At 68.0% G+C, this 12,089-nt stretch carries 11 protein-coding genes and 4 pseudogenes; 11 read left to right on the forward strand and 4 right to left on the reverse strand.

What is annotated here, in order from left to right:
• Positions 1-3: 3 nt before the first annotated feature.
• From CCN51_RS57115 to CCN51_RS09125, 4 genes and pseudogenes are all read left to right on the forward strand, one after another.
• Positions 4-357 (forward strand): annotated as a pseudogene (locus CCN51_RS57115) (hypothetical protein); the annotation flags it as partial.
• A 45-nt stretch (positions 358-402) separates the two neighbouring features.
• Positions 403-912 carry a hypothetical protein gene (locus CCN51_RS09115; protein ID WP_106436306.1) on the forward strand — a complete coding sequence of 170 codons (510 nt, stop codon included), beginning with the start codon at positions 403-405 and terminating at the stop codon, positions 910-912.
• A gap of 554 nt (positions 913-1,466) precedes the next feature.
• Positions 1,467-2,165, forward strand: a complete 699-nt coding sequence (locus CCN51_RS09120; RefSeq protein ID WP_014173808.1) for an SDR family oxidoreductase — start codon at positions 1,467-1,469, stop codon at positions 2,163-2,165.
• Positions 2,166-2,282: 117 nt separating this feature from the next.
• Positions 2,283-3,735 (forward strand): annotated as a pseudogene (locus CCN51_RS09125) (DHA2 family efflux MFS transporter permease subunit).
• 74 nt (positions 3,736-3,809) lie between these two features.
• Here the strand turns inward: CCN51_RS09125 and CCN51_RS09130 are convergent.
• A complete protein-coding gene (locus tag CCN51_RS09130; protein WP_014173806.1) occupies positions 3,810-4,316 on the reverse strand; it encodes an alpha/beta fold hydrolase in 507 nt (168 codons plus the stop codon).
• Positions 4,317-4,478: 162 nt separating this feature from the next.
• Here CCN51_RS09130 and CCN51_RS09135 point away from each other — a divergent pair, with 162 nt between their 5' ends.
• Together CCN51_RS09135 and CCN51_RS54835 are read left to right on the forward strand one after the other, a co-directional pair.
• Positions 4,479-4,955, forward strand: coding sequence for a hypothetical protein (locus tag CCN51_RS09135; protein ID WP_014173805.1), 477 nt, complete (start codon positions 4,479-4,481; stop codon positions 4,953-4,955).
• A 48-nt stretch (positions 4,956-5,003) separates the two neighbouring features.
• On the forward strand, positions 5,004-5,147 hold the full coding sequence (locus tag CCN51_RS54835; protein WP_158104654.1) for a hypothetical protein: 144 nt from the start codon (positions 5,004-5,006) through the stop codon (positions 5,145-5,147).
• A gap of 2 nt (positions 5,148-5,149) precedes the next feature.
• Here the strand turns inward: CCN51_RS54835 and CCN51_RS09140 are convergent, their stop codons facing one another.
• A complete protein-coding gene (locus CCN51_RS09140; protein ID WP_238545287.1) occupies positions 5,150-5,653 on the reverse strand; it encodes an alpha/beta fold hydrolase in 504 nt (167 codons plus the stop codon).
• 85 nt (positions 5,654-5,738) lie between these two features.
• Between CCN51_RS09140 and CCN51_RS59875 the strand changes: the two are divergent.
• Positions 5,739-6,029: pseudogene (locus tag CCN51_RS59875) on the forward strand (ABATE domain-containing protein); the annotation flags it as partial.
• 172 nt (positions 6,030-6,201) lie between these two features.
• Complete coding sequence (locus CCN51_RS59880) at positions 6,202-6,330, forward strand: CGNR zinc finger domain-containing protein (RefSeq protein WP_425444752.1); 129 nt, start codon at positions 6,202-6,204, stop codon at positions 6,328-6,330.
• Positions 6,331-6,436: 106 nt separating this feature from the next.
• Here CCN51_RS59880 and CCN51_RS09150 read toward each other — a convergent pair whose 3' ends face one another.
• Positions 6,437-6,910, reverse strand: coding sequence for a winged helix-turn-helix transcriptional regulator (locus CCN51_RS09150; RefSeq protein WP_014173802.1), 474 nt, complete (start codon positions 6,908-6,910; stop codon positions 6,437-6,439).
• Positions 6,911-7,258: 348 nt separating this feature from the next.
• On the opposite strand from CCN51_RS09150, the gene CCN51_RS09155 reads away from it, so the two are divergent.
• The gene (locus CCN51_RS09155; RefSeq protein WP_014173801.1) at positions 7,259-8,272 is read left to right on the forward strand and encodes an NADP-dependent oxidoreductase; all 1,014 of its coding nucleotides are present in this window, start codon (positions 7,259-7,261) and stop codon (positions 8,270-8,272) included.
• 1,351 nt (positions 8,273-9,623) lie between these two features.
• Here CCN51_RS09155 and CCN51_RS57120 read toward each other — a convergent pair.
• Positions 9,624-9,770, reverse strand: a pseudogene (locus CCN51_RS57120) (aldehyde dehydrogenase family protein); the annotation flags it as partial.
• A 138-nt stretch (positions 9,771-9,908) separates the two neighbouring features.
• Between CCN51_RS57120 and CCN51_RS09165 the strand changes: the two are divergent.
• Both CCN51_RS09165 and CCN51_RS09170 read left to right on the forward strand, forming a co-directional pair.
• Positions 9,909-10,820, forward strand: a complete 912-nt coding sequence (locus CCN51_RS09165; protein ID WP_014173799.1) for an alpha/beta hydrolase — start codon at positions 9,909-9,911, stop codon at positions 10,818-10,820.
• A 171-nt stretch (positions 10,821-10,991) separates the two neighbouring features.
• Positions 10,992-12,089: AMP-binding protein (locus CCN51_RS09170; RefSeq protein WP_143675754.1), on the forward strand; the 1,098-nt coding region annotated here is incomplete at its 3' end.

The raw sequence follows: 12,089 nt of genomic DNA on the forward strand, positions 1-12,089 counted from the left end.
CATTGGTTGATCGTCGTGCACACCCAGCTCCGGCTCGCCCGTCCGCTCGCCGTCGACCTACGGCGGCCCTGAGAGAAGGTGACCGAGCCGAACAAGCTCACGCCCGCTCGGGTCCGCCGGGGGTTCCGGAACCTGTGGACGAAGGCCGGCTCTCCGGCCGGTGCGCCGAAACCCTCTCGGCCCGGGCCTGGAAGGCCACGGGGCTCGAAGAACCACCGCCCGGCCACCCGTCACGACGTGGGTCGCGTCCTCGCCACCGGCGAGGTCTACAGCCGTCCCGCCCACCACAAGAAGGGCACCAAACCCCGACGCACCAGCGGTCTGGTGCTTGACAGTGAGGCAGCGAGCAGTAGGTGATACGACTGCAAGCGGCTTCGAGGGGGGTCTGTGGATCTTGGCTCTGTGATCATCGCGGTGGCAGGTGTGGCCGGAACATTGGGGGGATCGTTCCTCACCCAACGCGCCTCCGAACGGGCAAAACGTCGCGAGATAGAGCTGCTTCGGGACCAAGAGGAAGTCCGCGAGAACCTGCTCCTCCGACGCACTTGCTACATGGAACTCAACCGGGATGCACGCCAGTTCACCACAGCGCTCAACCGCCATCTGCACGTCATGCGAGCACGCAGTGTCGAGCAGACCGACAGCGAGGCACTCGATGAGGCAAAAGGAGCCCATCGCGACAGATACTCCGAAGCGCAGATGATCGCCCCCGACGAGGTGCTCGCACGCGCGAGTGAAGTCAATCAGGCCCTGAACAAGGTCTATGGCCAGGTAAAACGCCTTGAGCGACAAGAGCCCGAACCTGGGGAGACGGTGGCCACTGCTATCCAGGCCCAGGCAGAGATCTGGGACATGCTCCGGGCCATGAGGGCCGCGATGCGCCATGATCTCGGGGTGACCGCCCAAGAGTGACGACGCGCCGACGCATCGCACCACCCAGCTGGCCGAGCATCGAAGCAGACGTTAAATCACAAGCTGAGCCTGCCTCAGCCAACTATGCGGGGGCCTGCCGCGCGAGCGGCGGGCCCCCGCGCGTTGGTCGCTCCAGAAGCACCAGGGCGGCGCGGGGGCCCGGCCTCAACGACACCCGGAGGCGGAGTAACCGCTCTACGACCGCGCCCCGCGACAGCAGGTCCGGCAGCGCACCTCCGGCATACCGCCAGCCTCGCAGGCACAGCACCCCTCTCCGCGCAGCGCGCTTGCGATCACCGACTCACGCCACTTAGCATTACGGTCGTAATTTAACGACCTTGAGTCCTCACTGCCGACGACTCGGCCGACAGCTCTCCTGGTCAGGCCACACCACCAGCGCCTGGTCTCCCTTCGAGTTCACCCCTGCCCCACCGCCCGACCCGCACCCGACGGTCACCAAACCGGCCCGACCGCCTGACCTGCGGCTGACCGGGAACACCACCGGCGCAGTCGATCCGATGAGCACGCTTTTCCTACTTCACCAGGAACTCTCCATGAACCTCTCCACCAGCACCGCCCTTGTCACCGGAGCCAACCGGGGCTTCGGCCGGGCCCTCGCCGCCGAACTGCTCGGCCGCGGCGCCACCGTCTACGCCGGCGCCCGCAATCCCGGCCAGGTCGACCTGCCCGGTGCCAAGCCGATCCCGCTCGACATCACCGACCCAGCCTCCGTCGCGGCCGCCGCCGAGGCCACAGGCGATGTGACCGTCCTGATCAACAACGCGGGGTCGGCCACCGGCTCCGACCTGCTCGAAGCCAACCTGGACGACATCCGACTGGAGATGGACACCCACTACTTCGGGACCCTCTCGATGGCCCGGAGCTTCGCGCCGCAGATCGCAGCCAACGGCGGCGGGGCGATCCTGAACGTCCTGTCCGGCCTCTCCTGGGTCAGCTTCCCGGAGATCGGCGCCTACTGCGCCGCCAAGTCCGCGGAGTGGTCGCTCACCAATGCCCTGCGCGTGCAGCTCGCCGACCAGGGCATCCAAGTGGCCGGACTGCACGTCGGCTACATGGACACCGACATGGTCCGGGCAGTCGACGCAGCCAAGTCCGACCCCGCCGACATCGCCCGGATCGCAGTCGACGGCATCGCCGCCGGCGCCTACGAGATCCTCGCGGACAACGCCGCCCGCCAGGCGCAGGCCGCGCTGTCCGGGGGCGTCTCCGTGCTCTACCCGCAGCTCCCCTGAGGGGCAGCCGCCCAGGAATCCGCACAAGCCGTACGTACCGGTGCTCGGTGCCGCACGCCGAGCACCGGCATCCACACCCATTGGTCAATCGCCAGGCACGTCTGCCGAGGGAACGTCATGACACAGCACCGCAAGCAACCGGCTCGGCGCGGCAGCGCCGTCTGGGCCGTGGTCATCACCAGCATGGCCGGATTCATCACCGCGCTCGACAACCTGATCGTCACCACCGCCCTCCCCTCCATCCGCGAGGACCTCGGCGGCGGCCTCGAAGACCTCGAATGGACGGTGAGCGCCTACACCCTCACCTTCGCGGTCCTGCTCATGTTCGGCGCTTCCCTCGGCGACCGCTTCGGCCGCCGAAGACTGTTCGCTATTGGGCTCACGATCTTCACCCGCAGCCTCGGCCGCGGCCGCACTCGCCCCCGGGATGGGTGAACTGATCGCCGCCCGTGCGGCGCAGGGCGTCGGGGCCGCGATCGTGACGCCGCTGACCCTCACCCTGCTGGCGGCGGCCGTCCCCGCCGAACGGCGCGGCGTGGCCTTCGGTATCTGGGGCGCGGCCAGCGGCATCGCCGTCGCCACCGGACCGCTCATCGGCGGCACGCTCACCGAACATCTCTCCTGGCAGTGGATCTTCTGGGTGAACGTCCCGCTCGGCCTGGCGCTGATTCCGCTGGCCCTGCTGCGGCTGGGCGAGAGCCACGGCCCGAACCCGAGCCTCGACCTCGTCGGCACGGCCCTCGTCAGCGGCGGTCTGTTCGGCATCGTCTACGCCCTGGTGCGCGGCAATACCAACGGCTGGACCAGCACCCCGGTGCTCGGCGGCTTCTTCGCGGGTACGGCCCTGCTCGTCAGCTTCGTCCTCTACGAACTGCGCGCCAAGCACCCGATGCTGCCGATGCGTACCTTCCGCCAGCGCTCCTTCAGCGCCATCAACGCCGCCAGCCTGCTGATGTTCCTGGGGATGTTCGGGTCAATCTTCCTGCTCAGCCAGTACCTGCAGACCGTCGGCGGCTACTCACCAATGGAAGCCGGCGTGCGGATGCTGCCCTGGACCGCCATGCCCATGTTCGCCGGACCGCTGGCCGGGGCGCTGTCCGACCGCGTCGGCGGCGGTCCTGTCGTCACGGCAGGCATGGCCCTGAACGCGGTGGGCCTCGCGCTCTGGGCGCTGGCCGTCGAGCCGCAGGTGTCGTACACCTCTCTGCTGCCGGCGCTGATCGTCTGCGGAACCGGCATGGGCATGTTCTTCGCCCCCAGCGCGAACCTCGTCATGAGCACGGTCCGCCCGGAGGAGCAGGGCATCGCCTCCGGCGCCAACAACGCGATCCGCGAGGTCGGCGGCGCCATCGGCGTCGCGTCGCTGGCAGCGGTCTTCTCCGCCCAGGGCGGCTACGGGTCCGCCTCGCTGTTCGTGGACGGGCTGGTCCCGGCGCTCTGGGTCGGGGCCGGTGCGGTCGCCCTGGCGGCGGCCCTGGCGTTGCTGATGCCCCGGCAGCGCAAGGCCGATAGCCCGGCTGCCGGCCTTGCCGCGGGGGATGCTCCGGCCGGCGTCCCGGTCGCGACCTGAGGCCCGTTCCGAGGGGCGGCCCAGGCCGGTGTGGTTGGGCCCGCCCCCTCGGCCTGTCCTGCCTTCCAGGCTCATTAGCCATACGGTGACATCACACCGTGGTCGAGGCCCGTCGGACGGCTCGACTGGTCCGCCAGCGCTCGCATGACCGGAGGGGCGCCGATTCCGTCACCGTGTCGGGGCCATTGGTTCGTCCCGCCGGCCAAGAAGGCCCGTAGATGCACCAGCAGCGCCTCCGGCTGCTCCTCCGGGATGAAGTGGCCGCATTCCGGGATCTCGGCACCGGTGACATCGTCCGCGTAGGCACGCCAGATCTCCAGCGTGAGCAGGCGGGCCGGGAGTCCTGCGGAACCCCACACTGCCAGCACCGGCATGGTGAGGCGGCGGCCTTCGGCGGCGTCGATGTCGTCGAGCGCGATGTCCTGCTCCATGGCCCGGTAGTCGTCGAAGCTTGCGCGCATGGCACCCGGGCGGGAGAACGCACGGACATAGCCGTCGACCGCTTCGGGTGTCAGCCCGTGGCGGTTGTAGGTCCAGCGCTCGAAGAAGTACTCAAGATACCCACGGATGTCGTGCCCCACGTGGCTTCGTTCACTTCTTAGGACAGCGTTTGTCGATGAGTTTGGGCAGCGCTTGGTGGTCAAGCCGCCGACTGATGTTCACGAGTTTTGACAGCACTGGGCTCCGTCGAGGTCTGACAGGCCCGCAGAGTGCTGTCAGCGGCTGGGGCTAGGGTCCCTGGTGTGAGTGACTACTACGACCTGTTCCTGGCGGTGGACCTGCCGCCGGACCTGCCCGAGCCGGTGCTTTTGGAACTGAGGTGGCTCCTGGGGCAGGCGGACATGCCGACAGAGTTGAAGTCGACCGACTGGGAGTCATGGGGCGGTCCCTGGCAGGCCTTCGACGGTGGCTCGGCGAGCCACTCGTTCGACGGGGCCGATGTCTCCCTGCTGGTCCGTGCCATGGACAGGCCGAACCTGGACGGCAGCGAACCGTGGGCCCTGACCGTCCGGGCGTGCGTCCACGAGGACGACTTCGGGGTGACGATGGACGTCGTCGGGTGGCTTCTTCGACACGCGACGACGCAAGGGTGGGTCGGGTTCGTCCGTGACTCCGGCCTGGGCCAGGTCCGACATCTCGTGCGCCACGAGGGTGGCTTCGATCTTGTCGATGTCCGCCCGGTCGGCCAGCAGAAGCGTGTTCCCTGGTCATCGCGGTAGCCCGTCTCCAAGCGGGGCATGCGGAACGACTGGAAAGGTCAGCTGGCGGTGACCTTCGACATCTGCGGCATGACCAGGGCCTTTCACCAGGAGCATCTCGATGCTGCCCTGGCAAGTAGCCCGGTGCTGTCAAAACTCGCGAACATCACCCGACGGTGGATCGGGGTGCCTCCCAAACTCGTGAACAACTGACGTCACGACTCGTGAACAAAGCCATGCCCCACGAGACGCTCGGGCAGATCGGGTTGCATCTGGAACAGCCAGCGCCAGTACCCGGAAGCGAGTGAGGCGTCCATGCGGCGGAACATCTCCCGGGTGGGCACCACGTCGAGCACAGCCAGCCGCTCCACCTGCTCAGGGCGGTCCAGCGCCCAGCGGTGCGCCACGCGGGCGCCGCGGTCGTGACCCACAACCACGGCCTTTTCGAAGCCGAGTGCCTCGACGAGGCCAGCCATGTCGGCGGCCATCCGCCGCTTGTCGTAACCGGTCGCGGGCTTATCGCTCAGGCCGTAGCCACACAGGTCGGGTGCCACAACGGTGTGGTCGGCGGCGAGATCCGCCAGCACCGGCCGCCAGCAGTCGGAGGTCTGCGGCCAGCCGTGGAGCAGAACGAGCAGAGGGCCGGATCCCGCTCGGACGTAGTGCAGGCGGACCCCGTCCACCTGCGTCACTCCGGTGGTTACTGGTGGCCGTCCCATGGATGCGCCTCCTTGGCACGGACTAACCCTCTTAGAGGGTTAAGCTAGCGTGCAGAACGGAGGCGTGGCAACGGACGATATGTGGATGTGGGACGGCGGGCGGGCCTGCCTGGACCTCATCAACACCCTCCGCAGCCGGTGGCGGACCACGCCTGAGGAGACGCTCCGGAATTCGGGCGAACTGATCCTCTGGCTTCAGGAGGCCGGTCTGCTCACGCCGGGCGCCCCGGACCCCGCCGATGCCGCCGTCCTGGCGTCGGGCCGACGGCTGCGCGAGGCGGTCGACCGGGCCGTGCTCGCGGTCGCCGACGGTCGGCTGCCTCATCCGCCGACGTCAAGCTGCTCAACCGATCGGCAGCGGAGGCCCCCGGACGGCCCTGCAAATCGCCGTCACGGACGGACGCCCGGAGCCCGCCGGCACCACGAGCCTCGCCGCCGACCCCACGGCCGCGTCGGCACTCGTCGCCCAGGACGCCGTCGATCTGCTCCTGTCCGCCGAGACCCGGCGCGCACGCATCTGCGGCGCGGACACGCGCGCCCTGCGCTTCCTGGACCGCTCCCCCGCCCACAACCGCCGCTGGTGCTCCATGTCCCGCTGCGGCAAGCGCGCCAGGGTCCGCCTCCACCAGGCCCGAGCCAGACAGAGTGAGGCCCCCCGGAAGGCTGAAACCACGTAGTACTTCTTGCCGCGAAGGCGGCGCCCCTCCCGGCCGGGAGGGGCGCCGCCTTCGCGTGCGGCCGGTGAGGATTTCGCGCCGATCGCCTGACGCAACCGCGCTCAGCTCACTCGGCGGGCTTCATACGAAATGCAGGGCCGGGGACACTCTCGATGTCTTCCGCCTGCACGGAGTGGCCTCGTTCGCAGCGCACCTGGACGTCGACGTGCGCGCCGCATGCGCGGTGTCGCGCCAGTACAGCGGGCCCCTCCGGGTCGGCGCGGTATCGGTCGCCCCACTGCAGGAGCCCCATCACGGCTGGGACCAGATCCATACCCTTGGGGGTGATCACGTACTTCGGCCGACTCCGCGAGCCAGGCTCCTTGTAGGTCTCGGTGGCCAGGATCCCTTCCTCCACGAGCATCCGGAGCCGTGTCGCGAGAAGGTTGCGAGGACAGCCGAGGACGCGTTCGAAGTCACTGAAGCGGGACGAGCCGTACCAGACCTCGCGGAGGATCAGGATCGTCCACTTCTCACCCACGACCTCAAGGGTCCGCGCGATCGAGCAGTTCGACACGTCCCGGTCGAGACGGGGGTCCATGCCGGCGTCCTGAAGTGCTTCGGTCCACGCATCCATGTGGGTGATTCTAACCTTATCTGAGTTTACTTTTCCATACTCAGCCAGTAACGTCATGACCGTACATCGACCCGGCCGCACACGCGAAGCGGGCCTCGCGGACGTCAACGTCGCCCCCAGGTCCACCCGCCGCTCGAAGGAGAGCATTCCTTCACCCTGGGCGCGGGACGCATACCCGAGGCTGACCCGGCCATCCAGCAAATGAGCCAGTGGCTCCGCCAGCACCTCGGCACCTGAGTAGAAGAACTGCCTGAACAACCACATCGACCACCAAGAAAACCACCGAGAAGATCACACAGAAGGGCGGCTGACATGAAGGCCTTCGTCGTCGAGAAGTACGGCAAGGACGGCGCGCGCGCCGCAGAGGTACCTGAGCCCACCGTCGGGGACCGCGACGTCCTGGTCAGAGTGAGCGCGGCCAGCATCAACCCGCTGGACAAAATGGTCCGCAACGGGGAATTCAAGCAGCTCCTGAAGTACAAGCTTCCGTTTGCACTCGGCCACGACGTGGCCGGCGTCGTGACGCGGGTCGGCTCCGCGGTATACGGCTTCAAAGTCGGCGACGAGGTCTACGCCCGTCCGCGGGACCTGCGGATCGGAGGCTTCGCGGAGTTCATCTCGATCGACCAGGACGATGTCGCGCCCAAGCCGGCCTCGCTCAACCTCCAAGAGGCAGCCGCGGTGCCGCTGGTGGCCTTGGCCGCCTGGCAGATCCTCGTCGACCGTGCCCGCGTGAAGCCGGGTCAGAAGGTGCTCATCCACGCCGGTGCCGGTGGCCTCGGGTCGACGGTCATCCAGCTCGCCAAGCACCTCGGCGCCACGGTAGCGACGACGACGGACACCGACACCGAGAAGTTGGTCAGGAGCCTGGGCGCCGATGTCGTCGTCGACTACACCAAGGAAGACTTCTCGAAGGTGTTGTCCGGCTACGACCTGGTGCTGGACTCCCTGGGCGGGGCGAACCTCGAGAAGTCTCTGACGGTGCTGAAGCCCGGCGGCCTGGCCGTCGGTGTCGTCGGCCCGCCGGACGCCGGGTTCGCCAAGCAGATCGGCGCCCCCTCGTTCATGGGTACCGTCATGAACACGCTCAGCCGCAAGATCCGCAAGCAGGCCAAGACGCTGAGCGTGCGCTACCAGTTCTTCTTCATGCAGGCCAACGGCTCCCAGCTGCGCAAGCTGAGCGCCCTCTACGACAGCGGGAAGCTCCGCCCGGTCATCGACAGGACGTTCCCGTTCGACCAGACCCTCGAGGCGATGGCGTACGTCGAGCAGGGGCGCACCAAGGCCGGCAAGGTCGTGGTCTCGATGGTGCCCGACAGCGACTGAGATCAGGCCGGCCGCAGGCCTTCCGCCCGGCGCGGTCACCGAAGGAGGCGACGACGCCGTCGGCGATCCTATGGCGACCACTTTCACGGAGGGTCGCTGCTGTAGGCATCTCGGTGCCATCCGTGACGTCATACGCTCGCGGCACAGCGCGCCACGCGGCTCAACGTCAACCTGAGCCATGGTCAAGGCCCTACATCCGTTGCGCGTCGGGGTTGATCACAGCCGCCGAGCCACCACCCCTGCGTGGGCCCGCCCAGATCGAAGTTGCCCCTGAGGTGAGCCCAGTGTCCGTCCTCCCGTGCCACAATGCACCGGTACCGCCCCTGCCCGCGCAGGTCGTGCAGGCAAGCTACCCCCGTGGCACGACGACGACACGGGCACACAATCGGACGGACGGACTGTGGACAGACGGGGATTTCGCCGCGCGGCCGGCCGGGAGAGCGCAAGCCGGCGACGAGACGGTCAGTGGCGAGACCACCCTCGCCGCGTCGGGCGAGACAGTATCGACAGCTCGCAGGGCTCGACGCTCATGACGTGACACGGCGCTGACCAACGGCGCCCGCTACTCCCGCTTAGAGTCCGAGGACGATCTCGCCGCCTCCGTGGTCGCCGACCAGCGGCACCAAGCGACGGTCGCTCTTCCGCGGCCATGCTCGACGAGATCGGACGCTGCACGGACGCAACCAGACAGGCTTACACCGACGGCGTGCCGGCTGTCATGGGCGGCAACGCCGCCCGCATGGCTCCCGAGGATTCGCCGCGGTACGCATGAGGGCGCTCAGCGTCCTCCCGGTCCCCGCCCAACGTCTGCCGCGGCAGTCTGCGGAGCTCGACGCTCCCACGTATCTCGTGGTCGTGTGCCCCTCCTGCACGAACGGCCCTATACGTCATGGTTGATCGAATAACGCGCCGAGTTCGGCAGGGTCCGCCTCGCTCCGGTCAGCTTCCTCTCGCACCTGATCCGCGATGACCATCCGTTGAAGAGAGTCTTCGCTCAGGCATGAGTACCGGGGGACGGCGATGTCCTGCGCATGGCGGAAATGCTCAGGCCAGCAGCGTTCGTCCGCCGCGCGACGCACGTTGCCAGGTGGGGCTGCGGTCCTTGTCGACCAGAGCCGCACGGACGCCCTCCAGGGGTTGAGGGCGACGTCCACGGGGTCGCCGGGGTTGTCGGCAAGGGCATCCCCGACCGCGTCGAGCCTGTCCGCGGGGACGAAGTGCGTGGCCAGTCCCGCATACAGGGCGTCGGCCGCGTCAAGCGGGGCCCGGCCAGTCCCGGGTGCATGCCGATCGCACCGGGCAGCCTCGACAGAAAGAAACTGGCCCAGGCATCCGGAAGGAACCCGATCCCGCCGAACTCGTGGTCGTTGACCAACTGCAAGGCCTCGGTGAACGACTGCGCCCGAACCATGGCGAGCACCGGGCCGAAGATCTCCTCGCGGTAGATCCGCATGTCCGGGCTGACGTGGTCGAACAGCGAACCGCCAAAGAAGAATCCGCCTCCACGCATCCATGAAGTGATTCCAACCTAACCTGAGTTTACTTTCATATACTCAGCGAGTAGCGTCATGACCAGCACATCCACCCGGCCGTACACAAGAAGCGGACCGGCACCGACCCGTGAAGGAGCGCCACCATGGGAGCAAGCCCAGAGGCACAGCAGTTCGCGCAGTTCCTCGAGAGCGTGAGCGCGAGGTCGTCGACACCAGGCCTCGACCTGGCCGTCATCCGCGACATCGTCGAGACGAACCACCGGGCCTCGGCCGAACCGGAAGGTGTCACCTACGCCGAAGTCGACACAGACGGCGTCCCCGCCCTCTGGTGCATCCCCGAAGACGCCCACCCCGACCGTGCACTCCTCCACTTCCACTTCGGCGGGTCGGTCACCGCCTCCATGCACTCGGACCGCAAGGCCGCCGGCCATATTGCCAAGGCGGCCGGCGCCCGCTCCCTCGTCGTCAACTTCCGCCTGGCACCCGAACACCCCCACCCTGCACAGCTCGACGATGCCGAGACCGCCTACCGATGGCTGCTCTCCCAGGGCTACGAGCCGCGGAACATCGGCAGCACGGGCCACTCGATCGGCGGCACCCTTGCCGTGATGCTGCCGCTGCGCCTGCTCGCCAAGGGCGAGGCGACCCCAGGCGCGATCGCCAGCGTCTCCCCGTGGACCGACCTCACCCTGCAGAACGCCGCGGTCGACAAGAACGAAGAGAACGACAAGATGCTCAGCAGGAACACGCTCGAGCTGTTCCGAGGAGCCTGGCTGCAGGAGCCCGGAGTGGACTTCGCCGACCCGCAGATCAGCCTCGTGAACGCCGATCTGACCGGCCTGCCGCCCACGATCGTCCACTACGGCGAGTACGAGACCCTCGCCGACGACGGCGCCCAGCTCGGCCTCCGACTCGCGGACTTCAACGTCACCTCCCAGGTACACCCTCTGCCCGAAGGACAGCATTCGTTCGTCCTGGGCGCGGGACGCGTACCCGAGGTCGACCAGGCCATCCAGCAGATGGGCCAGTGGCTCCGTCGGCATCTCGGCGCGTGAGCGGAACCAAAATCTGAAGGCGGGGCCTGCTGCACCACCGCGATGCCGGTGACCAGGCCGCTGGTCTCCGGCATCCTGCTCGACCATGTCGGCCTACATGCGGTACTTGTGTCCGGCACCGTTCTGCACCCCGCCACACGCCTGCCCCTCGATGCCACAAAGGAGTGCGCGATGGGAACGTACGAGGATGTCTTCCGCGCCAGTACCGAAGACTCGGAGAGCTTCTGGCTGAAGGCGGCCGAGGGCATCGACTGGGATGTCACCCCGCAACGCGCCCTGGACTCCTCGGGCGCACCCTTCTACCGCTGGTTTCCCGACGGGCGGCTCAACGTCTGTTTCAACGCGGTCGACCGGCATGTCGAAGCCGGCCGCGGCGAACAGCGCGCGCTCATCTATGACTCACCCGTGACCGGCACCAGGCGCACCTACACCTACGCGCAGCTGAGGAACGAGGTGGCGGCCTTCGCCGGAGCACTCGCGCAGCTCGGCGTGGGGCACGGCGATCGTGTGGTCATCTACATGCCGATGGTCCCAGAGGCCGTGATCGCGATGCTGGCGTGCGCACGTATCGGCGCGGTGCACTCGGTCGTCTTCGGCGGGTTCGCCCCGCGCGAACTCGCCCTCCGCATCGACGACGCGGCTCCCAAGGTGGTCGTCTCCGCCTCGTGCGGCATCGAGGGCAAGCGTGTTCTCGCGTACAAGCCCCTGCTCGACCGGGCGATCGAACTCGCGGCTCACAGGCCGGAAAAGAGTGTGATCCTGCAACGCCCGCAGAACCTGGCCGAGTTGGGGCCGGACGATCTCGACTGGGGCGACCTGGTCGCCGCCGCACCGCCGACCGACTGCGTTCCCGTCCCCGCCACGGATCCCCTCTACATCCTCTACACCTCCGGAACGACCGGAAAACCCAAGGGAGTTGTGCGTGACTGCGGCGGCTACGCGGTCGCCCTCCACTGGTCGATGGGAGCCGTCTACGACGTGGGCCCGGGCGAGACGATGTTCACCGGCTCCGATGTCGGCTGGGTCGTGGGGCACTCGTACATCGTCTACGCGCCGTTGCTGGTCGGCGCCACGACAGTCCTGTACGAAGGCAAGCCGGTGGGTACCCCGGACGCGGGCCAGTTCTGGCGTGTTGCCGCCGAGTACGGGGTCAAGACCATGTTCACGGCACCTACCGCATTCCGGGCCATCCGCAAGGAGGACCCGCAGGGAACGCTCACCGCCGGCTACGACCTGACCGGCCTGCGCCACCTCTTCCTCGCCGGCGAG

It is taken from the genome of Streptomyces milbemycinicus, from assembly GCF_002154605.1.
Classification (GTDB): Bacteria; Actinomycetota; Actinomycetes; order Streptomycetales; family Streptomycetaceae; genus Streptomyces; species Streptomyces milbemycinicus.